Annotated in this window: 19 protein-coding genes; 10 read left to right on the forward strand and 9 right to left on the reverse strand. The window is 57.3% G+C overall.

What is annotated here, in order from left to right; translation table 11 throughout:
* Positions 1 to 4 precede the first annotated feature (4 nt).
* Complete coding sequence (locus PSH64_RS04115; RefSeq protein ID WP_105340022.1) at positions 5 to 1744, forward strand: PTS fructose-like transporter subunit IIB; 1740 nt, start codon at positions 5 to 7, stop codon at positions 1742 to 1744.
* 194 nt (positions 1745 to 1938) lie between these two features.
* Positions 1939 to 3480: an alkaline phosphatase gene (locus PSH64_RS04120; RefSeq protein WP_305480043.1), complete on the forward strand. Its 1542-nt coding sequence runs from the start codon at positions 1939 to 1941 to the stop codon at positions 3478 to 3480.
* Between the two features lie 140 nt (positions 3481 to 3620).
* Here PSH64_RS04120 and PSH64_RS04125 read toward each other — a convergent pair whose 3' ends face one another.
* Positions 3621 to 6149, reverse strand: coding sequence for a sulfite reductase flavoprotein subunit alpha (locus PSH64_RS04125; protein ID WP_305480044.1), 2529 nt, complete (start codon positions 6147 to 6149; stop codon positions 3621 to 3623).
* Between the two features lie 132 nt (positions 6150 to 6281).
* On the reverse strand, positions 6282 to 8540 hold the full coding sequence (locus PSH64_RS04130; protein ID WP_305480045.1) for a TonB-dependent siderophore receptor: 2259 nt from the start codon (positions 8538 to 8540) through the stop codon (positions 6282 to 6284).
* A 206-nt stretch (positions 8541 to 8746) separates the two neighbouring features.
* On the opposite strand from PSH64_RS04130, the gene PSH64_RS04135 reads away from it, so the two are divergent.
* Positions 8747 to 9427 carry a Fe2+-dependent dioxygenase gene (locus PSH64_RS04135; RefSeq protein WP_105340027.1) on the forward strand — a complete coding sequence of 227 codons (681 nt, stop codon included), beginning with the start codon at positions 8747 to 8749 and terminating at the stop codon, positions 9425 to 9427.
* The gene (locus PSH64_RS04140) at positions 9424 to 10185 is read left to right on the forward strand and encodes a tetratricopeptide repeat protein (protein WP_305480046.1); all 762 of its coding nucleotides are present in this window, start codon (positions 9424 to 9426) and stop codon (positions 10183 to 10185) included. Before PSH64_RS04135 ends, PSH64_RS04140 begins: the two co-directional genes overlap by 4 nt.
* Here the strand turns inward: PSH64_RS04140 and PSH64_RS04145 are convergent.
* The 3 genes from PSH64_RS04145 to PSH64_RS04155 all read right to left on the reverse strand — a co-directional run bounded on the left by PSH64_RS04145 (position 10182) and on the right by PSH64_RS04155 (position 13665).
* Positions 10182 to 11183 (reverse strand): alpha-xenorhabdolysin family binary toxin subunit B, encoded by a 1002-nt coding sequence (locus PSH64_RS04145; protein WP_305480047.1) that lies wholly within the window; start codon positions 11181 to 11183, stop codon positions 10182 to 10184. The genes PSH64_RS04140 and PSH64_RS04145 overlap by 4 nt on opposite strands.
* A gap of 39 nt (positions 11184 to 11222) precedes the next feature.
* Positions 11223 to 12332, reverse strand: a complete 1110-nt coding sequence (locus tag PSH64_RS04150; protein ID WP_305480048.1) for an alpha-xenorhabdolysin family binary toxin subunit A — start codon at positions 12330 to 12332, stop codon at positions 11223 to 11225.
* A 169-nt stretch (positions 12333 to 12501) separates the two neighbouring features.
* Positions 12502 to 13665 carry a type III PLP-dependent enzyme gene (locus PSH64_RS04155; protein ID WP_105340031.1) on the reverse strand — a complete coding sequence of 388 codons (1164 nt, stop codon included), beginning with the start codon at positions 13663 to 13665 and terminating at the stop codon, positions 12502 to 12504.
* Positions 13666 to 14244: 579 nt separating this feature from the next.
* Here PSH64_RS04155 and PSH64_RS04160 point away from each other — a divergent pair.
* Complete coding sequence (locus PSH64_RS04160; protein ID WP_305480049.1) at positions 14245 to 15165, forward strand: hypothetical protein; 921 nt, start codon at positions 14245 to 14247, stop codon at positions 15163 to 15165.
* 74 nt (positions 15166 to 15239) lie between these two features.
* On the opposite strand, the gene PSH64_RS04165 is transcribed toward PSH64_RS04160, so the two are convergent.
* The 4 genes from PSH64_RS04165 to PSH64_RS04180 are packed head-to-tail and all read right to left on the reverse strand — an operon-like array spanning position 15240 to position 18705.
* Entirely contained in the window at positions 15240 to 16397 is a 1158-nt protein-coding gene (locus PSH64_RS04165; protein WP_095631248.1) for a betaine/proline/choline family ABC transporter ATP-binding protein, read from the reverse strand.
* Entirely contained in the window at positions 16394 to 17047 is a 654-nt protein-coding gene (locus tag PSH64_RS04170; RefSeq protein WP_123435280.1) for an ABC transporter permease, read from the reverse strand. The genes PSH64_RS04165 and PSH64_RS04170 overlap by 4 nt, the downstream gene beginning before the upstream one ends.
* 18 nt (positions 17048 to 17065) lie before the next feature.
* Positions 17066 to 17968, reverse strand: a complete 903-nt coding sequence (locus PSH64_RS04175; protein ID WP_105340034.1) for a glycine betaine ABC transporter substrate-binding protein — start codon at positions 17966 to 17968, stop codon at positions 17066 to 17068.
* A gap of 20 nt (positions 17969 to 17988) precedes the next feature.
* Positions 17989 to 18705, reverse strand: coding sequence for an ABC transporter permease (locus tag PSH64_RS04180; protein WP_007900385.1), 717 nt, complete (start codon positions 18703 to 18705; stop codon positions 17989 to 17991).
* Positions 18706 to 19035: 330 nt separating this feature from the next.
* Here PSH64_RS04180 and PSH64_RS04185 point away from each other — a divergent pair, with 330 nt between their 5' ends.
* The 5 genes from PSH64_RS04185 to PSH64_RS04205 all read left to right on the forward strand — a co-directional run bounded on the left by PSH64_RS04185 (position 19036) and on the right by PSH64_RS04205 (position 25398).
* Positions 19036 to 20619 carry a peptide chain release factor 3 gene (locus PSH64_RS04185; RefSeq protein ID WP_305480050.1) on the forward strand — a complete coding sequence of 528 codons (1584 nt, stop codon included), beginning with the start codon at positions 19036 to 19038 and terminating at the stop codon, positions 20617 to 20619.
* Positions 20620 to 20944: 325 nt separating this feature from the next.
* Positions 20945 to 21160, forward strand: a complete 216-nt coding sequence (locus PSH64_RS04190) for a hypothetical protein (RefSeq protein ID WP_105340036.1) — start codon at positions 20945 to 20947, stop codon at positions 21158 to 21160.
* Between the two features lie 533 nt (positions 21161 to 21693).
* A complete protein-coding gene (locus tag PSH64_RS04195; protein WP_305480052.1) occupies positions 21694 to 23079 on the forward strand; it encodes a DUF6002 family protein in 1386 nt (461 codons plus the stop codon).
* Positions 23080 to 23150: 71 nt separating this feature from the next.
* Positions 23151 to 24128, forward strand: a complete 978-nt coding sequence (locus PSH64_RS04200) for a hypothetical protein (protein ID WP_305480053.1) — start codon at positions 23151 to 23153, stop codon at positions 24126 to 24128.
* Positions 24121 to 25398, forward strand: a complete 1278-nt coding sequence (locus PSH64_RS04205; protein WP_305480054.1) for an MFS transporter — start codon at positions 24121 to 24123, stop codon at positions 25396 to 25398. The genes PSH64_RS04200 and PSH64_RS04205 overlap by 8 nt, the downstream gene beginning before the upstream one ends.
* The last annotated feature ends 51 nt before the right edge of the window (positions 25399 to 25449 follow it).

Below are 25449 nucleotides of genomic sequence, written 5' to 3' on the forward strand. Positions count from 1 at the left end.
TGCAATGAAATTAGCCATTGTTACGGCCTGCCCGAACGGCATGGTCACCAGTGTGCTGTGCGCTCGTCTGCTCGACGCAGCGGCCCAGCGTCAGGGCTGGAGCACCAGTGTCGAAGTCGTTGACGCAGCCCATCCGGAACGCCAGCTGTCGGCCGCGACCATCGAAGCCGCCGAGTGGGTGTTGCTGGTCACTAGCGCGCCTGTGGATATGTCGCGGTTCGTCGGTAAACGTGTGTTCCAGAGCACCCCGGCCCAGGCCCTGCAAGATGTCGAGGCGGTGCTGCGTCGTGGGGTAGAAGAGGCCGAGGTTTACGTCGCGCCCAAAGCCGCCGCCGAACCGGCTGCCGTGGTTAAAAATGCGCCACGGCTGGTGGCCGTCACTGCGTGCCCGACTGGCGTCGCCCACACCTTCATGGCCGCCGAAGCCTTGCAGCAAGCGGCCAAGCGTCTGGGCTACGACCTGCAAGTGGAAACCCAGGGCTCGGTCGGTGCGCGCAATCCGCTTAGCGCAGAGGCGATTGCCGATGCCGACGTGGTGCTGCTGGCGGCCGACATCGAAGTCGCCACCGAGCGTTTCGCCGGCAAGAAAATCTATCGCTGCGGCACCGGCATCGCCCTGAAACAGGCCGAAGCGACGCTGAACAAAGCCCTGGCCGAAGGCAAGCAGGAAAGCGCCGCGACCGGTGCCAAAGGCCCGGCCAAGCAAGAGAAGACCGGCATCTACAAGCACCTGTTGACCGGTGTGTCGTACATGTTGCCGATGGTGGTGGCGGGCGGTCTGATGATCGCCTTGTCCTTCGTGTTCGGCATCACCGCGTTCAAGGAGCAAGGCACGCTGGCGGCGGCGCTGATGCAGATCGGCGGCGAGACCGCGTTCAAACTGATGGTGCCGCTGCTGGCGGGTTACATCGCCTACTCGATCGCCGACCGCCCGGGCCTGGCGCCGGGGATGATCGGTGGTTTGCTGGCCAGCACCTTGGGCGCCGGTTTCATCGGCGGGATCATTGCCGGTTTCATCGCCGGTTATGCGGCCCAGGCGATCAATCGCTATGCGCGTTTGCCGCAGAGCCTTGAGGCGCTGAAACCGATCCTGATCATCCCGTTGCTGGCGAGCTTGTTCACCGGTCTGGTGATGATCTATGTGGTCGGCAAACCGGTGGCCGGGATGCTCGCGGGGCTCACCCACTTCCTCGACAGCATGGGCACTACCAACGCGATTCTGCTCGGTGTGCTGCTGGGCGGGATGATGTGCGTCGACCTCGGCGGGCCGATCAACAAAGCGGCTTACGCGTTTTCGGTGGGGCTGCTGGCGTCGCAGAGTTATGCACCGATGGCCGCGACCATGGCCGCCGGCATGGTGCCACCGATTGGCTTGGGTATCGCCACGTTCATTGCCCGGCGCAAGTTCGCCCAGACGGAACGCGAGGCCGGTAAAGCGGCGCTGGTGCTGGGGCTGTGCTTTATCTCCGAAGGGGCGATTCCGTTCGCGGCCAAAGATCCGCTGCGGGTAATTCCGGCGAGCATCGCTGGCGGCGCGTTGACCGGCGCGTTGTCGATGTACTTCGGCTGCAAACTGATGGCGCCCCACGGTGGCTTGTTCGTGATGCTGATTCCGAATGCGATCAACCATGCGCTGTTGTATCTGCTGGCGATCGTGGCCGGGAGTTTGCTGACGGCGGTGGCGTATGCGCTGCTCAAGCGGCCGGAAACAGTGGAACTGGCGCTGGAACCGGCCAACGCCTAAAGACAAAAGACGCCAAACCCTGTGGGAGCGGGCTTGCTCGCGAAAGTGGTCTGACAGTCAGCATTAATGTTGAATGTTAAACCGTCTTCGCGAGCAAGCCCGCTCCCACAAGGGATCTGCAGCATCGGCAGACTTTTGTGTCATGCCGCAGTCATACAGCCATGCTTTAGTTTCCCTTTTTCAGGGAGAGCACCATGAGCGAATTCGACCTCGGCCGCCGTCGTGTCATGCAAGCCGTGGGTGCCGGGTTGTTGCTGCCCGGCCTGGCCCCGGCAGTGATCGCTTCGGTCAAGGATCGGCCGCAACTCACCGATGGCGTGCAGTCCGGCGACTTGCTGGGCGACCGGGCGATGATCTGGAGCCGTAGCGACCGCGCGGCGCGGATGGTGGTGGAATGGGACACCCGCAGCCTGTTCAGCAACCCGCGTCGATTCGTCTCGCCGTTGGCCGATGCCCGTACTGACTTCACCGCCCGGGTCGAACTCACCGGCCTGCCCGCTGATCAGGCGATTTTCTACCGTGTGACGTTCGAAGACGCCCAGAGCGGTGTCGCCAGTGAACCCTGGTTCGGCCATCTGCGCAGTGTGCCCGGCGCTCGGCGGGATATTCGGTTCGTCTGGAGTGGCGACACGGTCGGCCAGGGCTTCGGCATCAACCCGGACATCGGCGGCATGCGCATTTACGAAGCCATGCGTCTGCGCCTGCCGGACTTCTTTATCCACAGCGGCGACACCATCTACGCCGACGGCCCGGTGCCGGCGCAACTGACCACCGAAAGCGGCCGGGTATGGCGCAACATCACCAGCGAAGCCAAGAGCAAAGTCGCCGAAACCCTCGACGACTATCGCGGCAATTACCGCTACAACCTGATGGACGAAAACATCCGCCGCTTCAATGCCGAAGTGCCGCAGATCTGGCAGTGGGACGACCACGAAGTGGTAAACAACTGGTCGCCGGGCAAGCAACTGGATGATCGCTACAAGAGCAAAGATATCCACAGCCTGGTGGGCCGCGCGCGGCAGGCCTGGCTGGAATATGCGCCGATGCGTTTACAGAGCGCCGACGGTGGTGGGCGGATTTATCGCAAGCTGAGTTACGGGCCGATGCTTGATGTGTTCGTGCTCGACATGCGCAGCTATCGCGGTGCCAACGACGACAACCTCGGTGCCGCCAAGCCGTTTCTCGGTCGCGAACAATTGGACTGGCTCAAACGTGAATTGAAAGGCTCCCAGGCTCAATGGAAAGTCATCGCCGCCGACATGCCTATCGGCCTCGGCGTACCCGACGGCGAAGTCAGCCCCGGTGTGGCGCGTTGGGAAGCGGTGGCCAACGGTGATCCGGGCCCGGCTCAGGGCCGTGAACTGGAGATCGCTGAATTGCTCGGCTTTCTGCGGGCGCAGCAGGTGCGCAATTTCGTCTGGCTCACGGCGGATGTGCATTACTGCGCGGCGCACCATTACCACCCCGACCGCGCGGCGTTCCAGGACTTCGAGCCGTTCTGGGAGTTTGTCGCGGGGCCATTGAATGCGGGGAGCTTCGGGCCGAATACGCTGGATAAAACCTTCGGGCCCGAAGTGGTGTTCCAGAAGGCACCACCGGCGCAGAACACCTCACCGTTTGCCGGGTTTCAGTTTTTTGGCGAGGTGAATATCAATGGGCAGACTGGGGAGTTGGGCGTTGTGCTGCGGGATCTGGATGGGGTGGGAGTGTTTGAGCGTAAGTTGCAGCCGGTTTGAGGCTGGCAACAATCGTTTGAGCGAACACCGGACGAATGTGGGAGCGGGCTTGCTCGCGAAGGCGGCATAACAGTCGACATTTATGTTGAATGTTAGTCAGCCTTCGCGAGCAAGCCCGCTCCCACATTGGATGTGTGGTGTCAGTAGACGTCGCGGCGGTAGCGGCCTTGTTCGATCAGGCGCTCGACTTCATCCGCGCCGAGGATTTCATTGAGCACTTGGTCCACTCCTGAGGCCATCCCTTGCAAGCTGCCGCAGATGTAAATCACCGCGCCATCGGCGAGCCATTTCTTCAACTCACCGGCAGCTTCGCGCAGGCGATCCTGCACATAGATTTTCTCGGCCTGATCGCGGGAAAACGCCAGGTCCAGACGCGTCAGATCGCCGTTGATCAACCACTCTTCAAGCTCAGCACGGCACAGGTAATCGTGTTCCCGATTACGTTCGCCGAACAGCAACCAATGACGCTGCTGTCCGTCGGCAATCCGTGCCTTGAGCAAGCTGCGCAGCCCGGCCAACCCGGTGCCGTTGCCCAGCAAGATCATCGGCACCGGTTCGTTCGGCAGATGGAAGCCACTGTTGCGCCGTACCCGCAGGCTGACGTGACTGCCCACAGGCACGTGTTCGGTCAACCAGCCGGAGCCGATGCCCAGGCTGCCGTCGGGGTGCAATTCCTGACGCACGATCAACTCCAGCACACCGTCGGCGGCGATCGAGGCGATGGAGTATTCGCGCATGGCCAGCGGCACCAGGGCGTCCGCCAGCGCTTGTGCGTGCAGGCCGACCAGATGGGCGCGGTTCTCGGGCAGTTGGCGGCTGGCCAGGGCTTGTTCCAGTGATTGCGACAGGCCATCGAGCTCAACCGTGGCGCGACCGTCAATCCCCAGGCCATCGAGGAAATGTTCGATCGCCCAGGCACCATTGCGCGGCAGCACTTCCACCAGATCCCCGGCCAGCCAACTGCTGGTGCTGGGAGCGGCGAGGCCGAGCAAGTACACGGGAGCACCACTGCTGTCGGGGTTCATCAGCTCGCGACGGGTGAGGGTCCAGTTGTCGTAGCTGGGCGCTTTCCAGGTGTCGAGCGGTGCCTGACCCGTCAACAGGCCGAGTTGTTGTTGCCAGTGACGCAAGGCATAAGGGTCGCCGCTGTCGACTTCCACCGGGGCGAACAAGGTCTTGCCGCCGTGTTCGCCGAGCCAGGTGTGCAGGCGGCGGGCGAAGCCGCAGAAGTGTTGATACTGGCGGTCGCCGAGGCCGAGTACGGCATAGTTGAGGCTTTCGAGGCTCAGCGTACGCCCCAGCACTTTGCGTTCGAAACCGCGGGCGCTGTCTGGCGCTTCGCCGTCACCGAAGGTGCTGACCACAAACAGTGCGTTGCTGGAATCTCGCAGGTCCTGTTCGCTGACATCCGCCAACGGTTGAACCTTCACCGGTAACCCGGCGGCCTGCAATTGCCCGGCAGTCTGCCAGGCCAGTTGTTCCGCGAACCCGCTCTGGCTGGCGAAGCCGACCAACCATGAGGGCGCATTACTCTGCGGTTGTACGAGGTCTTTGCGGGCGTCCTTGATCTGACGTTTCTTGCGTCGACGGTCCAGGTACAGCAACCAGCCCGTGACAAAAAACAGCGGCATGCTCAGCGCGGCGATGGTCAGGATAATCCGCCCGACTATCCCGAAATAACTGCCGACGTGCAGCGCATAGATACTGGTCAGCAACTGCGCCTTGAGGCTCTTGTCGCTGTAACGGTCATGATGGCTGACGATGCCCGTCGCCGGATCGAGGATGATCTGGTTCCGCGCCTGGTCGTGGGGCGAGTCTTTCAGCAGGTAGAACACGGTGGTCGGGTGCCCGGCCACTGGCGGCATCCGAACGTTGTAGGACGAAAGGCCAGGGCCGGCGGCGCTGTAGATGCTGCTCCACATCGCCGCGTAGTCAGCGGTGGGGGCCGGGCCGCTTGGCGCGGGGCCGCGACCACTGCGGACCCGCTCGTTTTGCGGCGAGTCGGAAAGCAGCCTGGTCAGACCCTTGTTGTACCACTCGTAGGACCAGGACAACCCGGTCAGCGCCGCCAAAAGATAGAACACCAGGCACCAGGTACCGGCCACCGAGTGCAGGTCCCAGTTGAAGCTGCGACCCTTTTTCTTCCAGTCCAGCGTCAGCCAGGCGCGCCAGTTTTTCCACTGGCGCGGCCAGCGCAGGTACAGGCCGGACAGGCAGAAGAACAGCAGAATCAGCGTACAGGCGCCGGTGATCTGCCGGCCGGTATCGCCCATGGCGAGGAAGCGGTGAAGTTGCAGCATCAGGGCGAAGAAGTCCTGACCGGTTACCTCGCCCATGAACTCGGCGGTGTACGGGTCGAAGTAGCGCATCTGCCCGCGACGTTCGCCGGGCGGCGCCGTGAAGACCACCCGCGCGGCGTTGCCGCTGTCGGTTTCGACCCAGAGCATCGAGACTTTCTTGCCCGAAGCCCCTTCGATTTTTTCCACCAGTTCGGCCGGTGGCAATACGCCGGAGATCTGCTTCTCGACATGCAGTACAGAGGGGTTCAACGCCCGCAGGATTTCATCCTGAAACGATACGGCCGCCCCGGTAATGCCCATCAGGGCCAGGACCAGTCCGGCGCTGATGCCGAAAAACCAGTGCAACTGGAACAGGGATTTCTTCAACACGTCGCTCGCCTTGTTCGTTCAAAAGTCATCACGGCGCGCATTATGCCGTGAGTTGTCGAGAAGCATTCTTTTTTACACACAAAAGCCCCGTTCACTTCGATGAACGGGGCTTTGACCTCCGCACTTCTGTTATCAGAAGTGGAAGTTGGTACTCAGCAGGGCAGTGCGGCCCGCCGCCACGTGGGCGTAGTGCGTCTGGAATACCTGGTCGAAGTAACGCTTGTCGGCCAGGTTCTGCACGTTGAGTTGCAGGTCGACGTTCTTGGTCAGGCGGTAGCTGGCCATCGCGTCGTAACGCCAGTAGGACGGGATCTCCACCGAGTTGGCGACGTTGCCGAACTGGGAATCGACGAAGGTCGCACCGGCACCGACGGTCAACTTGTCCGGCACCAGGTCGTAGGTCGACCAGAACGTGAAGTTGTTCCGTGGGGTGCTTGGCATGTGGTTGCCTTCATCGGCGGCGAGGGTGGTTTTGACCACTTCGCTGTCCATGTAGGTGTAGCCGCCGAAGACTCGCCAGTTGCGGGTCAGCTTGCCGGTGTAGGTCAGTTCCAGGCCATTGACCTGCTGTTCGCCGTCCAGCACTTGGGTGGTGCCGCCGTCCGGATCGTTGATACGCGCGTTGGTTTTCTCGGTGCGAAACAGCGCGGCGGTCAGCGACAGGTCATCACCGAAGAAGTCCCACTTGGTGCCGATCTCGTAGTTGCGGTTCTTTTCCGGGTCCAGACTGCTGTTGTTCGCCGCCAGTTCCAGGCCACCGTTGCCGCTGGTTTCGCCGGCCGGGTTGCTGGACGTCGAGTAGGCGGCATAGAGGCTGCCGTTGGGCAGCGGGTTGTAGACCACGCCGATCTGGTAGTTCAGCAGATCGCTGGTGTTCTGACGGGAGAAGCTGCCCGCTGGAACCGTGCTGCTGGCGTTGGCGAAACCGCTGGATTCGACCTGGTAGTTGTCATAACGCAGGCCCAGGTTCAGGGACCATTGTTCGTTGAACTTCAGGGTGTCGAACACGTAGGCCGCGGCGGTCTTGGTGTCGGTGTCGGTGAAGGCTTTGCTGTCGGTGATCGTGCCGTTCCAGTTATCCCCAGGCGTCGGGTTGTACAGGCTGGTGCAGTCGCCGGAGTTGAACAGGGCGCGGTTGCACCGGGTGCCGCTGGCGCTGGAGGTCAGGAGGTACGGGCGGTTGTGGGTATCCTGATAGGAAAACTCCAGACCGCTCACCAGGCTGTGCTCGATGGCGCCGGTGGTGAATTTGGCGCTCAGGTCGGTCTGGTTGATCCAGCCGCTGGACGTCGAGTTACGGCTCTTCGCGCCACGGTAGGCACTGCCGTTGGCCACGTTGCCCTTGCTGTCGTCCGGGTTGGTGACGATGTAGTCCAGGGTCGAGCGGGACATGCGGAAGCTGTTCGACACGGTCAGGTTATCGTTCAGATCGTGCTCGAGCTTGATCGTGCCGCTGTCGTTGCTGGTCTGACGATAGTCGCGGCCGGTGAGACCGTAGAAGTTGTCGCGGTTGACGTTGGCCGGCTTGTCGACGTTGTACTTGCTGCGGTTGGGGCTCAAGGTCAGCGGGATGCCGTAGTCGGGCATGTCATCGGTTTCGACGTGGTAGTAGCCGACGGTCAAGCGGGTGTCGGTGCCCAGGCCGAAGGCGAAGGACGGTGCCACGCCCCAGCGACTGACGTCCACGGCATCACGCCCGGCGACGTTGGCTTCGTGCTTCATCAGGTTCAGCCGGAACGCCGAGGTGTCGGTCATCTGCTGGTTCAGATCGAGGGTGGTGCGCTTGGTCTGGTCCGAACCCCAGGTAAAGCCGCCGTTGTAGGCGTTGCCCAGTTTGGCGGTCTTGCTCACCAGGTTCAGGCTGCCACCGGTGGAACCGGCGCCGGTGAAGGCTGACCCCGGGCCTTTACTGACCTCGATCGATTCAACGTTGAAGATCTCGCGGCTCTGGGACGCCACGTCACGCATGCCGTCGATGAACACGTCGCTTTCGGCGTTGAAACCACGAATGATCGGACGATCACCGGCCGGGTTGCCGCCCTCGCCAGCACCGAAGGTGATGCCCGGGGTGGTGCGCAGGGCGTCGACCAGGCTGGTGGCGCCGGTGTCGCGAATCACTTGTTGCGGGATCACGGTGACGCTTTTCGGCGTCTCGCGCAGTGGCGCGGTGTACTTCCTGGAGGCCGAGGTATCGGTTTTGTAGGAGGTGTCATCCTGCTCGCCTACAACGCTGGTCGCGTCCAGGGATATCGCATTGCCGGGTGCTTTTTCGTCGGTCTTCTCGGCCGCGAAAACCATGTGACCCGCAGAGCCGGCAGTGATTGCCACGCCAATTGCAGAAGCGAGCAAACGCGGTGAACTGATCGTTGATTGTGGTTGTTGGTGTGACATGTGAATTCCCCTCCCCAAGGATTTGAGGCCGCGGAATATAGGGTAAATACGTATTTGTATCAATTGCGAGTAATTACTATTTGAGATGAATTTACATTCTTTTCAATTTGCCTTTACGGTTTGTGCGATTTCATTCGTCTCTTGGGTTTTACATTGGCAATAAGAATCAATACCATTAGCATTCCTTTGCTTTCAGGTGTCTTCCCATGTTGCTGCACATTCCCGGCGTGTTCGCGAAAGAAGAAGTGCAGCGCATCCGCGAGGCCCTGGTCCAGGCGGATTGGGCCGATGGCAAAATCACCGCCGGTTACCAGTCGGCGAAGGCCAAGCACAATCTGCAACTGCCGGAAGGGCATCCGTTGGCCAAGGAAATCGGTGCGGCGATGCTCGAACGGTTGTGGAAGACCCCGCAGTTCATGTCCGCGGCATTACCGCACAAGGTATTCCCTCCGTTACTGAACTGTTACACGGCCGGTGGCAGTTTCGACTTTCACATCGACAACGCCGTGCGCCAGCCCAAGGGCAGCATTGAGCGGGTGCGCACCGACCTGTCGGCGACGCTGTTCTTCAGTGAGCCGCAGGACTACGACGGTGGCGAACTGGAAATCCAGGACACCTTCGGCACTCAGCGCGTGAAGTTGCCCGCCGGTGACATGGTTCTGTATCCCGGCACCAGCCTGCACAAGGTCAACGCCGTCACGCGGGGAACCCGCTACGCGTCGTTTTTCTGGACCCAAAGCCTGGTGCGTGAAGATAGCCAGCGCGCCTTGCTGTTCGAGATGGACGGGGCTATTCAGCAGTTGACCCAGGACATGCCTGATCACCCTTCGCTGATCCGCCTGACGGGCACCTATCACAACTTGTTGCGTCGTTGGGTCGAGGTATGAGTTATCAACTGCGCCGCGAGGAAGTCCTCGACGGTGATTCGCTCAAGGCCATGCTGGTGGAAAGCCCCGCTCGTGCGGCGCAGGCGATCCTGATCGCTGCCCGTGAAGGTGTGCTCGATGCTCAGGCCTTGCTCGGGCAAATCCTGCTGGACGGGCAAGGCATTGCGCAGGACCAACCGCTGGCGCTGCGCTGGTTCGGTATCGCCGCGCAGCGGGGACACTTGATGGCGCGCAACATGCTCGGCCGTTGCCATGAACATGGCTGGGGTTGCGCCGCCGATACGACGATCGCCGCGGGGCATTATCGAGTCGCCGCTGAAGCCGGGCTGGATTGGGCGATGTACAACTACGCCAATCTGCTGGCCACCGGGCGCGGGGTGGTTGAGGACCAGGTGCAAGCACTGAGTCTGTATCGACAGGCAGCCGAATTGGGCCACGCGAAGTCGATGAACCTGTTTGGGCGATATCTGGAAGAAGGACGGGATTGCCCTGCTGATCCATTGGCGGCACGGCTTTGGTATAGGCGATCTGCCGAAGGTGGGGATTTTCGGGGGCAGTTCAGTTATGCGACGCTGCTGGCAGATGAGGGGCACGTTGACGAAGCGATGTCCTGGCTACGCCGGGCTTTGGCCGCAGGTAACCAGAACTTTTTGCGGGTGAGTGGGGAGGCGCTGAATAACGCTCCCCACCCCAGGATTCGAGCGATGTCTGGGAAGTATCGCCAGCGTGCGTCCGAACTCGCTCAACCATTGGGTTAGCCGCGCAGCCACTGGCCCTTAAGGTTTTCCAGGTAGAGCTTGAAAGGCTTGGCCTGGGCGATCAGTTTTTGACCCTTTTTGACGGTGTCGTTTCCAGCACCCTCGGTGATGGTTTCGAGAAACAGCGACACGGCTTCGACAATGTTGCTCGTTTCATCCGCATACGAATCGCGCGGTTCGATCACCTTTTTCGTGTCGTTCAGCTGTTTGACTTTCTTGTCGATGTCGCTCATTTGGGTGACGAGAGAGTCCAGGCGAGCTTGTCGATCATTAAGGCGAACCCGCAGCGTGGTTCGAGCTTTGATCAGGTCCTGATATTTGATCAGTTCGTTTGCCTCATCAAGAAACTTGTTCGCGACCACAATGCCTGCCTTCAACACGGCGGATTGAGGCGTTTCAGGTTGATTGCCAATCATCCCTGTCAGTTGCTCCAGCAGAGGTTTCAGGCGATCAATGAAGCTGAGGCTTTCAAACAGGCTGATCGCTTCGTTCAAGACCTTTTCATCTTCGAGCAGCTTATCCACGGGTGGCTTTTCTTTGTCCAGTTCAATGGCCAATGTCTTGCGAGCTTGCTCCAGTTCGGCAATCTTGAATCGATTATTGCTGATGGAGGAATACCGGACACTGTAGATAGCGTCGCTGAGTTCTGTCTGAGCTTCATCCAGTTTGTTAGTGCACATCGAGATCAATTGTGTGGCTATTTTGGTATAGGACTCAATGGCGTTTTTGGTTTGTGCATTCTCTTCGCCGGCTGACAGAGCGATCAGCGCTTCCAGCGTCTCGTTGAGTGCCGTGGTTTCCAGGCTGATGATGGCTGAAGTCAATGTCTTGGACGCGACCAGATCTGTCTCTGTGATTTGAGCATTAAGCTTGATCAGCTCATTGCGCAGGGCTTCGATATACAGGTCAGCGGAGCCGATAATGGCCTGATAGCGAATGGTTTCTCGGCTGTCGCGAATAATCGACATGTCAGGTGCGGTATACGATGGCGTGCTCATAAATATCCTTATTTATAGTGGGTTAGATTGGCTTTGGTATCAGTCGAATGCTTTGATTAATGCTTTGGCGTTGGATTCAATGTTCTTCCAGTTGCTGAGCACTACTTTCAGGCTCGAAACAAAGGACCTGAGTGTGAGGAATACGTGAATGCCGTCAATTTTGTTTTTTGACGAGTCGATGTATTCGGAAATCGTGATCCACAAGGTTTCCAGATGTGCAGTACTTTCCGCCGCTCCGATGATGTAGGAGTCGACGCTGTACAAACGGGTGTGGAGGGTCAACAAGGTACCTGTCAGAATGCTTTTCTTGCGAACTTGCTCGGTGAGTTCATCACGACGTCGGATCAATGGCGCTACATGGGCGTCCTGCAGCATGGCTTTGATCTGCAGAAGTTTGTAGCCCAGCGGGTCGATGAACGACATGAAGGATTCAAAGAAATTGGGTTCGTACTCCCTGGTTTTTTCATCGACCAAGCGTTGGGCTTCATCAATTGCAGCATTGAGTCGGGTGATCTCGGCATTCAATTCGTGGTCGCCGGCCAGCTTGAGCTTTTCTCCAATCAACACCGCGACCACATTCGTCAGCTCGGTTTTGAAGTGTTTCAGGCGAAGCTGGATGTCAGTGCTGCTGGTTTTCTTTTGTTCGATGGAACTGGCAATGAACTGGATAGAGTCCTTGATGGACGGAAACCTGTTTTTCTCATCTTGCCCAATTTTCAACTCGGGAAGTTTGGCGATCTCTTCGTCAGTCAGGCCTTCAATTGTGCCAATGTAATTTTGGTAGCCGGGCATTGTTTCAATGGCGGCGATAATGTCGTCTCCGAAATACCGCAGGTCTTCAGAAAATGTCTGGAGGCTGCCGGCGACTCTTTTCATCGACAGCTCGATGTCGTTCCAGCTATTGGCATTAGTGACGATTTTGGCACAGGTGTTTGCAATGTCATAAGGCTCCAGTCCCGCGATGCCAGTGTGTTCGCTTTTTAACAGGATCTTAACATCGTCGATACTCACTGGAAGTGACTTGGCGGCAGTAATGTATTCTTTGATTCGTTGGATGTCTCCTTTGGTAACAATGGGGGGTGGTGCGCTAAAGGAGAAGCCTTTGCTAATGGGGTCGGTGGTATAGAGTGGTACTTGATTAAGTTGCATTTTTGAAATCCATTTCAAGTTGGTGAGTGCACAGCATAACTTTACTTTGGGCTTGAGTGGTCGATGGGTGTGTAACGATATATGGAGTTGGTAGTTGAGTTGTTTTAACTGTAAGCGAAAATAAAAAAACCCGTGAAGTTCACGGGTTTTCTCGGTGGGCTATTGCTTGTTAAACGTAAAACGATTTCAGCGGCGGAAAGCCATTGAATTCAACAGCGCTGTAACTGGTGGTATACGCACCGGTCGACAACCAGTACAAACGATCACCAATGGCCAGGTTCAGCGGCAAACCATACTTGTAGTTTTCATACATGATGTCGGCGCTGTCGCACGTTGGACCGGCGATGACCACTTCTTCCATCTCGCCTTTCTTCTCGGTCCAGATCGGGAACTTGATGGCTTCGTCCATGGTTTCGATCAGGCCAGAGAACTTGCCCACATCCGTGTACACCCATCGCTCTACAGCGGTACGGGATTTACGCGCCACCAGTACCACTTCGCTGACCAGAATACCGGCGTTGGCGATCAGCGAACGGCCCGGCTCCAGGATGATTTCCGGCAGGTCGTCGCCGAAGTCTTCCTTGAGGAAGCGGATGATTTCTTCAGCGTAGGTTTCCAGGCTGTTGGTGCGGGTGATGTAGTTGGCCGGGAAGCCGCCACCCATGTTGATCAGTTTCAGGTTGATGCCGTCTTCTTCTTTCAGGCGTTCGAAGATCACTTTGACCTTGGCGATTGCCGCGTCCCAGACGCTGATGTCGCGCTGCTGCGAACCGACGTGGAACGAGATGCCGTATGGCACCAGGCCCAGGTCGCGAGCGAGGATCAGCAGATCCATGGCCATGTCGGTCTGGCAGCCGAATTTGCGCGACAAAGGCCAGTCGGCAGTGGTCGAGCCTTCAGTCAGGATACGCACGTAGACTTTCGAGCCCGGAGCTGCCTTGGCGATGTTGCGCAGGTCGGCTTCGGAGTCAGTGGCGTACAGACGCACGCCCTTGTCGTAGAAGTAGCGAATGTCTTTGGATTTCTTGATGGTGTTGCCGTAGCTGATCTGGTCGGCGCTGACGCCACGGCTCAGCACTTTGTCCAACTCGTAGATCGAGGCGATGTCGAAGCTCGAGCCTTTCTCTTTGAGCAGGTCGATGATTTCCACGGCCGGGTTGGCCTTGACCGCGTAGTAGACCTTGGCGAATTCGAAACCGGCACGCAGGTCGTCATACGCCTGGGCGATCATCGCGGTGTCGATCACCACGAACGGGGTTTCTTGTTTGTCGGCGAAGGCCTTCATTTTCTGAAAGGTTTCACGCGCGAAATAGTCTTCGACATTGATCGACATGCTTGGGGCTCCTACAGGGCAAACAAAAAAATAAATGGGCGCAAATGAACGTCCTCCGTATCCCCACTTTGGTTCGCCTACTTCCCAAGGCATGTCGCCGAAAGCAAAAAGGCCATGGGAGGCGGTGCTTTCCCTTGGCCTTGCTGTCTCGTCGTCAGTACTTGAGCCGGATGGATCGTTTCCAGCATGGACGTTCGGCGCGAACTTTAGGGCGTGAGGGGCTTGAGATCAACAAAAAATGTCGCATTTTTGCACGCATCCGTCGTGCGGTCCCGCTCTGTCCCTGATGTAACCGACCCACATGACAGGTTGATGTTCCCCCTGATCCTTCATTTTTCGTCGGGTACAGTGATCGACGAGTGGTTATAACGTGGTGGGTTTTAATCTCGAACAAGTATGGCCAAGGCATCATTACTGTTATTTTTAGCAGGTGTGGGATGGCTGCGACCTTATTAAGGTAACAACACTTTATTTTGTCTGCGGGCTCTTTCGGCTAAGTCATCAAAATGGACTGAGTTGTCGCTGTGGTGCTGTGTGTTTGTTTCTACCTTGAATATTCGTCGCAGGGAGTGCATGAAGATGAACGGGATAGTTGTCTGGCTGATGGCATTGGTGCTGGCTGGCTGTGCGACTCAAGAAGTTGCGCCGGTCAAGGTGCAGGGTTCCGATGAGCAAGTTATCGAATCTTCCGCAGTCGGTACATTGGGCGCGGCGTCCGGCCCGGTGACCGCGCAATACCTCACGGAACGTTACCACAATAAGGCGAGTATGTGCCGCAATAACCCTTCTGCACCGGCCTTCCTGTGTTCGGGCGTGCTGTTACGGGCCACTCAACATTCCACCCAATTTCATTTCTGGAACCCGAATCCCGCAGCTACCGGGGTTTCGTTTTCCTATCTGCGGGCGGACGCCAAGTTCAACAAACTGGTGTTTGGCTACAATAATGGCTTTATTTTTTATCCGGTGTTTTTTGCTCCTGCCGATAAGATTGATCCGGAAATACTCTGTTTCTTTCCGGTGGATGGGGCAACTAACAGTCGGGATCAACAAGGTTGTGGACAGGTATCTGGTGTTCCCTCGGGGCGGGAGTGTCAGTCTCAAGGTATTAACAGCGCGGCTCAATACATTGCTCATTACAATAGCCACCCGAACAAGTATGGATATCTGTGCGGGTTTAACGTTCGCGATAGTTTGAATCAGGGAGCAACCACTGCCTTCAATGAAGCGATTAAAGCGCAGGGGATGGGCGGAACCTTTGCTTTCAATACGCAGAACGAATTCCGCTTGGCCAAATGGGGCCAGAATATTGGTAAAACCCTCCCGGTCGAGGCGGTTTTCTATATCAACGATGCCGGCAAGGCGGGGGCGCAATACGACCAGCGAGACTTCAAGACGCAAACCGGCATCTGGATCCCGATGATCCGTATAACGCTTCCGCAAACGACTACTGCTGATGTGATCTTCCAGTTCATTGCCGCCGATCAGGCGATCTCCTCCTGATTGAACAACTTGGCCTCGCTCCCACAGGTACGGCGGAGAGCCAAGGAGCGAGGCTTGCCCGCGAAGGCGTCAGATCAGGCGACAGCAGTCTCGGCCGGCGAAACAATGCTGGTCTTGCCCCCACGGGACTTACCGGAACTCAGGTACTCGGCAATCGATTCCTGGGTCACTTCCCCCAGAAACACCCGCTCGGCATCCATCACCGGCAGCCACGAGCGGTTGAACTCGTACATGCGCGACAACAGGATGCGCAAATGCTCGTCATACGCCGCGGTGGCATTGAATTCGCGCAGGTATTGCGCGCAGGTGCCTGTCTGGCGGTGCAGGTCGCGACGGCGCACGTAGCCCAGCGCCTTGTTCTCGGCACAGGTCACCACCACGTAGCGCCGGTCCAGTTCGTCCATCAGCTCCAGGGCCTCGGCCACCGGGGTTTCGGGGCTGACCGACGGCGCGTTGTCCGCCGCGTCTTCGGCTTTCACCAGCAACAGCCGCTTGAGGGTGCTGTCCTGACCGACGAAGTTGCTGACAAAGTCGTCCGCCGGGTGGGCCAGCAGGGTATCGGGGTGGTCGATCTGCAACAGCTTGCCGGCGCGGAAGATCGCGATCTTGTCGCCGAGCTTGATGGCTTCGTCGATGTCGTGGCTGACCATGATCACGGTCTTGTTCAGCGCCCGTTGCATCTCGAAGAACTCGTTCTGGATCATTTCGCGGTTGATCGGGTCGACCGCGCCGAACGGTTCGTCCATCAACAACAGCGGTGCATCCGCGGCCAGTGCGCGAATCACGCCGATCCGCTGTTGTTGGCCGCCGGACAACTCACGGGGGTAGCGAGTCAGATACTGCTTGGGCTCAAGCTTGATCATGCTCATCAATTCGCGGGCGCGGTCGTGGCATTTCTGTTTGTCCCAGCCGAGCAGGCGCGGAACGATGGTGATGTTTTCCTCGATGGTCATGTTCGGGAACAGGCCGATCTGCTGGATCACATAACCGATGTTACGGCGCAGGGTCACGGCGTCGAGGTCGGTGGTGTCTTCGCCGTTGATCAGGATCTTGCCGGAGGTCGGCTTGATCAGGCGATTGATCATCTTCAGCGTGGTGCTTTTGCCGCAGCCCGATGGCCCCAGGAACACGCAGATTTCGCCTTCATTGACGGTCAGGCTTACCGAGTCCACGGCTTTCACATCTTTGCCGTTGCTTTGGAAGGTCTTGCTGAGGTTTTGAAGTTCGATCATTTCAAGAGTCCTTTTGGGGTCAGCGTGCGTTGCAGCCATTGCAGAAGCAGGTCGGCGAAGATGGCCAGAAGGCTGACCAGTACGGCGCCGACGATCAGCATCGACATGTCGCTGCGGCTGATGGAAGCGAGAATGAGTACACCGAGGCCACCGGCGCCGATGGTCGCGGCGATGGTCATCACGCCGATGTTCATCACCACGGCGGTGCGGACACCGGCGAGGATCACCGGCACGGCAATCGGCAGTTCGACCATGCGCAGGCGCTGGCCGAAGGTCATGCCGATACCACGCGCGGCCTCGCGAATGCCCGGTTCGACGCCGGTCAGCGCCAGGTAGGTGTTACGCATGATCGGCAGCAGCGAATACAGAAACACCGCGGTGATCGCCGGCATCGGACCCAGGCCCTGGCCGAATTTCGAGTAGAACGGCAGCAGCAGGCCGAACAGCGCAATCGACGGCACGGTCAGCAGCACCGTGGCGCTGGCCTGCAACGGGCCGGCCAGCGTCGGGAACCGGGTCATCAGGATGCCCAGCGGCACGCCGACCACAATCGCCAGTGTCACGGCGATGCCCACCAGGGTGATGTGTTGCCAGGTCAGGTGCAGCACTAGCGGCCAATCGAGATGGGAAAAGGCGTTGAGAAATTCCATGTCTTTTTCTCCTCTGCCTTATTGAACAGACAGCAGTGGATGTTGGCGCAGGAAATCGGCGGCAACGGATGAAGGGCTTTCGTGATCGACATCGACCCGCGCGTTGAGTTGGCGCATGGTGGCGTCGTCGAACAGTTCGGCCAGTGGCTTGAGTTCTTCGGCGAGTTTTGGATGGGCGTCGAGGTAAACCTGACGTACCACCGGTGCAGCGGTGTAGTCCGGGAAGTAATGCTTGTCGTCTTCCAGCAGTTTCAGCTTGAAGGCGTTCAAGCGTCCGTCGGTGGTGTAGACCAGACCGGCAAATACCTGGCCGTTGCGCAGGGCCGTGTAAACCAGCCCGGCATCCATTTGGCGGATGTTGTTGCGGGTCAGGTTCATGTCGTAGAGGTCGACCATGCCGTCCAGTCCGTCGGAACGGTTGGCGAACTCGGTGTCGAGCGCCACCAGGTGGTTGGTCTTCGCTTCAGCCTGCAGCACCGTGTTCAGCTCGCTGATGGTGTTGATCTGCGGATAAGCCTTTGCGGTTTTTTCCGGCAGGGCCAGGGCGTAGGTGTTGCTGAACTTCGAGGGCGTGAGCCAGACCAGGCCTTTTTTCGCGTCGAGTTCTTTCACCTTGGCGTAGGACTGGGCGCTGTCGAGCTTGTCCGTGATGTGGTTGTAGGCCACCAGCGAGACGCCGGTGTATTCCCACATCAAATCCAGCTGACCACTTTCGTGGGCGCTGCGGGCCAGGTTACTGCCCAGGCCGCCGGTCACCTGGGTGTCGTAACCCTTGGCGCGCAGGTATTGGGAAGTGATTTCCGCCAGCAGGGTTTGTTCGGTGAACACCCGGGCGCCGATGCGGATCACGGGTTTTTCAGCGGCTTGGGCAAATCCTGCGAACAGCAGAACGCAGCCTAGTATTAAGCTTACTTTTTTCATGTTGATTCCTTTGCCGAGGCTTAAGACGGGCGCAGGCCGCGTTCGAGCCAGAGGCGGCTGGCGAGTGTCACCAGTCCGTCGAGCAGCAAGGCCAGCAGGGCGGTGCAAGCCGCGCCGAGCAGCAATTGCGGCTGATTGTTCAGGGCGATGCCGGGGAAAATCAGGCTGCCCAGGCTGTTGGCGCCAATCAGGAACGCCAGCGGCGCAGTCCCGACGTTGATCGCCAGCGCCACACGCACGCCACCGATGATGATCGGCACGGCGTTCGGCAGTTCGACCCGCCACAGCACCTGAGTCGGAGTCATGCCGATGCCGACAGCGGCTTCCTTGAGCGAACCCTGGACGTTTTTCAGCCCTTCATAGGTATTGCGCACGATCGGCAGCAGCGAGGCCAGGAACAAAGCGAAGATTGCCGGGCCGCTACCAATGCCGAGGATGCCCAGGGCGATGGCCAGTACGGCAAGTGGCGGCACGGTGTTGCCGATGTTGAAGATCTGCATGAAGCGTTCGGCGCGGCCAACCATGGTCGGGCGGCTGAGGAAGATACCGGCGGGTATGCCCACTACAAGGGCGGCCAGCATGGAAACGAGGACGAGAATCAGATGAGCTTGCAGGTAAAACAACAAATCGTCGCGGTACTGTTCGATCGTGTTGATGCCAATCCAGTGGACCAGCAGGGCCAGGAGGGCGACGACAACCGCACCTCCTATCAGCCCTTTGCCATAGCGAATAGCCACAGGCGGACTCCTTTTTTCTTTGTCGGCAAACGCAGTCCCGAGTGGCAATGCCATTCCTGGCTGCCGGGATTATCAACGTTCGCGAGAAGCAGCTCTTCATGCCGATGAAACCGCATGAGATCGAGCCATAAGCGCAGCCTCGTCAGGCTAACTTGCTGATTTTTCAAACCCTGACGATGGTCGTAACAGGGGAGTGGACGCCTCCACGCCCTGAAAGGTTCCCATCTGAAGCAGCATTTGGCCACCTCTAATGTGCTCAACGGTTCGGTTATTCGATGAAGTTGGGCTATAATCGCGGCCCTTTTTTGAATCACCGCCAGGCGATTTCCCATGACCAAACAGGCCGCCGAAGTCGCGAAACGCCGCACTTTCGCCATTATTTCCCACCCCGATGCCGGTAAGACCACCATCACCGAGAAGCTCTTGTTGATGGGCAAGGCGATTGCGGTTGCCGGCACGGTGAAATCTCGCAAGTCCGACCGTCATGCCACCTCCGACTGGATGGAAATGGAAAAACAACGGGGTATTTCCATTACCACGTCGGTCATGCAGTTCCCGTATCGCGACCACATGATCAACCTGCTCGACACCCCGGGCCACGAAGACTTCTCCGAAGACACCTACCGCACCCTGACTGCGGTGGACTCGGCCTTGATGGTGCTCGATGGCGGTAAGGGTGTAGAGCCACGGACCATCGCCCTGATGGACGTCTGCCGGCTGCGTGACACGCCGATCGTCAGCTTCATCAACAAACTCGACCGTGACATCCGCGACCCGATCGAACTGCTCGATGAAATCGAAGCGGTCCTGAAGATCAAAGCCGCGCCGATTACCTGGCCGATCGGTTGCTACCGCGATTTCAAAGGTGTTTATCACCTCGCCGACGACTACATCATTGTCTACACCGCCGGCCACGGCCATGAGCGGACCGACGTGAAAATCATCGAGAAGCTCGACTCCGACGAAGCCCGCGCGCACTTGGGCGACGAGTACGATCGCTTCGTCGAACAGCTGGAACTGGTGCAGGGCGCCTGCCACGAGTTCAATCAACAGGAATTCCTCGACGGCCAACTGACGCCGGTATTCTTCGGTACTGCGTTGGGCAACTTCGGTGTCGATCACGTGCTCGACGCCGTGGTCGATTGGGCACCGCAACCGCTGGCCCGTGTCGCCAACGAGCGTACCGTGGAACCGGTGGAAGAGAAGTTCTCAGGTTTCGTGTTCAAGATTCAGGCGAACATGGACCCCAAGCACCGCGACCGCATCGCCTTCATGCGCATTTGCTCCGGCAAATACGAAAAAGGCATGAAGATGCGCCATGTGCGCACCGGCAAGGACGTGCGGATCGGCGACGCGCTGACCTTCTTCTCCTCCGAGCGTGAGCAACTGGAAGAAGCGTTCGCCGGTGACATCATCGGCCTGCACAACCACGGCACCATCCAGATCGGCGACACCTTCACCGAAGGCGAAACCCTGGGTTTCACCGGCATCCCGCACTTCGCCCCGGAACTGTTCCGCCGCGTGCGCCTGCGTGACCCGCTGAAATCCAAGCAACTGCGTCAGGGCTTGCAGCAACTGGCCGAAGAAGGCGCCACCCAAGTGTTCTTCCCCGAGCGCAGCAACGACATCATTCTCGGCGCCGTCGGCGTGCTGCAGTTCGATGTGGTCGCCAGCCGTTTGAAAGAGGAATACAAGGTCGAGTGCTCTTACGAGCCGATCACTGTTTATTCCGCACGCTGGATCGATTGCGACGATAAGAAGAAGTTCGAGGAGTTCCGGGTCAAGGCTGTGGAAAACCTCGCGGTCGACGGCGGCGGTCACCTGACCTACCTGGCTCCGACACGGGTCAACCTGGCTCTGATGGAAGAGCGCTGGCCGGACGTGCAATTCCGTGCGACCCGTGAGCATCACTAAGCGCTGAGTTGCAAAATCAAAAGCCCCGTCGCGAAAGCTGCGGGGTTTTTTTTTGCCTGCCTCGGTTCAATTGTGGGAGCGGGCTTGCTCGCGAATGCGTCGGGTCAGTCGACATCAATATTGAATGGAATGGTGCTTTCGCGAGCAAGCCCGCTCCCCCAGTAATAGCGGTTCGGCATAACGCTTATTTCAAACCAATCTCCCCGGCAATGGCATTTTCTGCTACCCGGTAGCGTCCTATCTGGAGAATCGCGCTGATCGGAACTAGATTCATTGAGCGCCATTCCGGCACCCATGCTTCACCCAGAAAAGGATGGAATCGGCTATGAGCATATTTCAACGCATTGTGTTGCTGCTGAAGGTTTTGGTGATGCTGTCTCTTGGCACATCGGCGGCGTGGGCGGAGTGCACGAACCATGGTGAGCAGGCCTGGAACGGACAAGGCGTGCATAGTGAGATGATGCTCGCCGCATCGGAATCGGGCAGCTCGGACGATGACGACTCGACCGACGACCCAGACAGCAACGAAGACGACACTTGAGCCTGAATGACAGGCAAAAGAAAACCCCTCCTGCCGGACTGATGCGCAATCCGGCGGAAGGGGTTGGTGAACAGGTCAAGTATCTCCGTGGGAGCGAGCCTGCTCGGGAAGGCGTCATGACAGTCTGCATTCATGTCGACTGACACAGCGCTATCGCGAGCAGGCCCGCTCCCACATTTTTAGGCCACGCCGTCGAGGAACTGCTCGGCGTAGTGGCAAGCCACCTGGCGGGTGTCGAGCAGGCGCAGGGCCGGCTCTTCGGTGACTTGGGGTAATTCACCAACCGTGAGAAATTCGCGCTTTACGCGAAGCTGCCAAAGCCAAGCTCGCTGCGCACACTGGGGTTTTCTTGCTTTTTGAGAACGTCCCGAGTCGAGGCTGGGTAAGGTTTTTCTGTAGTTCTTTTTTCCTGATCTCGTAGCTTACCTCTGCTTTTTCGTTACCCGGACTTTTACCCGCGACAATGAAATCGTGGAGGTCTAGTTTTCAGAGGACATCGCACTTAGCGACCTCACTACGGGAGCGAAGGACAAATGGATACGATGAAAGCCGGTACAGCCACGCAGGTAACACTGGGGGCTCAAACTCCCATTTCTGTTATTGAGCGCTACTACGATCTGATCATCAGCAGTGCCGCCGATTTTGAAGTCGGCCACTGCGGCGATGCATTTGAACCAGCTATGAAGCTGCCTGCGCTGGATACTCGCATGCAAGCCTTTCTCTCTGTCGCTACTGCGCAGTTTTTTGAGATGGGCTGTTACCGTGGGATACCGCTGCGATTATTCGATTTGAGGCAAAATACAAATACTCAAACGACAAAGACATTGGCCTCGACGCTGATCGTTGCACGTGCCGTTCGCCATATTCAGGAAACCGGCGACAGCATTCTGTTGTTTTCTCCTTCGTCCGGTAACAAAGCCATTGCGCTACGTGATGCGGTTCTACGTGCATTGAAAGCCAAGCTGGTTCATCCGGAGCAATTGCGCATTGTTACGCTGACACCTGCGCAGACGATCGGAAAAATTCGTAGAACCGAACTTTACGATGATGTTCGGTTGCGTGCATTGAATCCGGTATTCGTTCTAGATACTGCATCGCCGGAGGCAGTGAAGGTTGTTGGACAGCAGTTCAAGGAGCTCTTCAACCGCAATACAGCGGGTCAGTTGAAGTTGTGGCATTCCCTTCGGCTTGAAAATTACCGATTCTCTGATCAAGCTCGGGCGTTTTTTGACTTCGAGTATGGTGATGCCTGGGACACTGATCGCAAGACCGTCCATGTGCATGCAGTGTCGAGTGCATATGGTCTTCTAGGATATTGCTCAGGTATTGAAGTACTGAAGCGGTACAAGAAACAGGTGGCCACACCTTCATTTCTGTTGGTTCAGCATCTGGCAACCAGTGACATGGTTCAGCATTTACTCGACGGTAATTTCGAGGGTGCTTCTACGCCAAGCTACACAAAGGCATCCAGCGGTTTATGGGTCCAGTTGGAGTCCCCACATTTTCCTGCCGCGACTTGGAGCCCCAACGAAATTCTTGAACCTACTTTTTATACGCACCTTCCGCCTACTGCCGTAGAAATGACCGGTTTGGTCAAAGCCAATGGAGGGTCGGGAATTGTCGTTTCTCTCTATGAGTGCATGCAACGCTATAGTGAATGTTCTCAGCTGCTAGCTGATACACCTGTCAGATTGCCTGCAGACCCAAGGGATCTGAAAGAGTGGTCATTGGTGATGGCGATGACAGGTTGCTTGAATGCGATTGACCGACAGCTACTGGTGGGAATGGACGGTTGCACCATTCATGCATCGGGCTCCTATTGCCGGGGGGACTATGAAGTCATGCCCTCTGATGGACTGTCATTAATTAGCGGTGCTGAAGAAATGATGCAGATCCTTTGCAGTCATTGTGAGTCATGAACGCTGATCTTCGAATGAGTCGAGAAGCCTTTTGCCATTTTCGCATTTACAAAGGGCATTCCAGAGCTGGGATGCCGGCACGTCTTGTTTATGTCGGGATGGCAGAAGGGCTCCTCTATGTCGCGCCTTTTGTGGGTCAATGTTTTTTCGAACATTCATCCGTAGATAAAGAAGGTACTTTTGAATGGGCGCAACTTGAGGGTTTTATCAACCAGAATCAAGCCGACATGATTTTATTAATGGCGTCAACGGATGTTGTCCAACAATGCCAGCGGTCGAGCGATATTGTCGGACTCAGCAGAATTCACCAAAAAGTCGATGTTTCTGCCGGTTGGAAGGCTGTGTTGGAGCAATTCTCTAATCGAGAAAACAAGCGCCATGCTCAATTGGTAGAACAAGGTTTCTATTTCGATGTGTCACTTGAGGATGAACATTTCTTCTCCTTTTACCGCTCCATGCATGTCCCGACAATGAGCGCTCGCTATGGGCCATTTGCACGGAGTGTGCAAGAGAAAGCGGCCTATCTGGAATTGTTCAAGCGAGGAATGTTGTTCCGCGTCCATCTGAATGATGAATGGGTGGCAGGGAGTGTTTCGCAGATGGATAAGTCAACGCGTACCCTGAATGCACGATTGATTGGGGTGGACGGTGGCGCCGCAATTTATCGGGAAAATGGAGCGCAGAATTTTGTTTATCACGCGATTCTGGAGTGGGCGTCCAAACAATCATTTATTGATTGTGTCGACTTCCAAGGCTGTGAGCCGTTTTTGAGTAAAGGAACTTTCCAATACAAGAAGCGCTTCGGGGCTCGGGCTGTTGTTCCAGATAACGCCTTCGGCCAATGGCGGATATTGATTCGAGTGCCTGCGCTTTGTGCTTCAACCAGACAATTCCTGATCAATAACCCCCTGATTGGACTGGATGCTGAAGGACGGCTACAAGCACAGTATTTTTTCGATGCAGATCATGAGATCCGTTCGGACATTCCTTTCGCTTCAAAAGGCATTCACAGCCAGGTGAGCCATAACTTGGACCAATGGCATGACTAGTCGACTCATTCACTTGATTAGGCTAGATGGCTATTTCTGTCCAATGGCCTGGATGCTTGCTGCGTTGATCTTCATCAGCCGGCTGAGCGCCATGGCCAAACTGTTCATGGCGTTGTATCTGCGTCAGGAACTTGGGCTTACGATTGAGACCGTGGGCTGGTTGTTGTCCGGTTATGGGGCCGGATTGCTGATTGGGTCGATGGGGGGTGGATTACTGAGCGATCATTTTCCCACGGCGCGGCTCACCGCGTTGTTGTTTTTTGTCTCGGTATGGATATTGGTTCTGTTAGGTCTAGTCACCGATGTGTCTGTGCTGGCTGGATTGCTGTTGGTCAGCGGTGCATTCGATGGTGCGATTCGTACGCTGCATCAGCGTTTGATTATGGAGTATTGCCAAGTTGCGCAGCGCGTTCGTGCGCAGTCGTTGAGTCGTGTCGCCAGCAACCTGGGTATGGCGGTAGCGGGGGTGGCGGGCGGAGTCTTGGCGCAAACAGATTTTCGTTGGGTGTTTTTTGTCAGTGCAACCATGATGCTGTTGGCCCTGGTCTGGTTTGTCCGGGCTACATTTCATCGTGATGTTCTAATGCAGGATGAAGCCTCTGATATAAGTTCGGACTCATATATCGCTTATCGGGACAGGCCTTTTTTCTGGTTGTTGGCCGCTTCTGTGGTACTTGGGCTTGCCTTTGAACCGGTCTACAGCATGCTGGGCAACTTTTTACTCGATTACTATCAATTGGGTACTGAAGCCATCGGATGGCAATTTGCACTCAATGCGGTGCTGGTAGTGCTACTGCAAATTCCGTTATCTCATTGGAGTGAGCAGTGGGGGGCGCGCCGACAACTGATGGCAGGCAGCGTATTGCTCGCTTGCGGACTCGGAATGTTGCCTTTGGGTTCCGGGATATTTTATGTCTGCCTGTCGACTACGATCTGGACGCTTGGCGAAATTCTTTTCATGCCGACCTTGAGCGTACTGGTTATGCAGCATGCGCAAACAGGAAAAAGTGGTCACTACTTCGGCCTCTTTTCCATGTTCTGGAGTGCGAGTGTGCTGCTTTCGCCTGCACTTGGAGGCCTGCTCTATGGTCATTTCGGTGGGCATAGCGTCTGGTTCGCAAGCGCGGCTCTGGCGATATTTTCCATACCACTTGTTTATCAAGCGACTCGCTTGTCGGGAGTGGGGGCAATCGCGCTACTACCGGGTGGCGGCATCGACGATGATGACGATTCGACAACAAGACGGACTTCGACGGCGATAGCCAAATGAAAAGTGCAGACAAAAGAAAACCCCTCCTGCCGGACTGATGCGCAATCCGGC

The organism is Pseudomonas sp. FP1742 (assembly GCF_030687145.1).
In the GTDB taxonomy this organism is placed as follows: Bacteria; Pseudomonadota; Gammaproteobacteria; order Pseudomonadales; family Pseudomonadaceae; genus Aquipseudomonas; species Aquipseudomonas frederiksbergensis_D.

Excerpts from the sequence above, each read along its gene's own strand:
- PSH64_RS04115 (WP_105340022.1), top strand. The coding sequence starts at position 5 with ATGAAATTAGCCATTGTTACGGCCTGCCCGAACGGCATGGTCACCAGT.
- PSH64_RS04120 (WP_305480043.1), top strand. The coding sequence starts at position 1,939 with ATGAGCGAATTCGACCTCGGCCGCCGTCGTGTCATGCAAGCCGTGGGT.
- PSH64_RS04130 (WP_305480045.1), bottom strand. The coding sequence starts at position 8,540 with ATGTCACACCAACAACCACAATCAACGATCAGTTCACCGCGTTTGCTC.
- PSH64_RS04135 (WP_105340027.1), top strand. The coding sequence starts at position 8,747 with ATGTTGCTGCACATTCCCGGCGTGTTCGCGAAAGAAGAAGTGCAGCGC.
- PSH64_RS04140 (WP_305480046.1), top strand. The coding sequence starts at position 9,424 with ATGAGTTATCAACTGCGCCGCGAGGAAGTCCTCGACGGTGATTCGCTC.
- PSH64_RS04145 (WP_305480047.1), bottom strand. The coding sequence starts at position 11,183 with ATGAGCACGCCATCGTATACCGCACCTGACATGTCGATTATTCGCGAC.
- PSH64_RS04150 (WP_305480048.1), bottom strand. The coding sequence starts at position 12,332 with ATGCAACTTAATCAAGTACCACTCTATACCACCGACCCCATTAGCAAA.
- PSH64_RS04155 (WP_105340031.1), bottom strand. The coding sequence starts at position 13,665 with ATGTCGATCAATGTCGAAGACTATTTCGCGCGTGAAACCTTTCAGAAA.
- PSH64_RS04160 (WP_305480049.1), top strand. The coding sequence starts at position 14,245 with ATGAACGGGATAGTTGTCTGGCTGATGGCATTGGTGCTGGCTGGCTGT.
- PSH64_RS04165 (WP_095631248.1), bottom strand. The coding sequence starts at position 16,397 with ATGATCGAACTTCAAAACCTCAGCAAGACCTTCCAAAGCAACGGCAAA.
- PSH64_RS04170 (WP_123435280.1), bottom strand. The coding sequence starts at position 17,047 with ATGGAATTTCTCAACGCCTTTTCCCATCTCGATTGGCCGCTAGTGCTG.
- PSH64_RS04175 (WP_105340034.1), bottom strand. The coding sequence starts at position 17,968 with ATGAAAAAAGTAAGCTTAATACTAGGCTGCGTTCTGCTGTTCGCAGGA.
- PSH64_RS04185 (WP_305480050.1), top strand. The coding sequence starts at position 19,036 with ATGACCAAACAGGCCGCCGAAGTCGCGAAACGCCGCACTTTCGCCATT.
- PSH64_RS04190 (WP_105340036.1), top strand. The coding sequence starts at position 20,945 with ATGAGCATATTTCAACGCATTGTGTTGCTGCTGAAGGTTTTGGTGATG.
- PSH64_RS04195 (WP_305480052.1), top strand. The coding sequence starts at position 21,694 with ATGGATACGATGAAAGCCGGTACAGCCACGCAGGTAACACTGGGGGCT.
- PSH64_RS04200 (WP_305480053.1), top strand. The coding sequence starts at position 23,151 with ATGCCGGCACGTCTTGTTTATGTCGGGATGGCAGAAGGGCTCCTCTAT.
- PSH64_RS04205 (WP_305480054.1), top strand. The coding sequence starts at position 24,121 with ATGACTAGTCGACTCATTCACTTGATTAGGCTAGATGGCTATTTCTGT.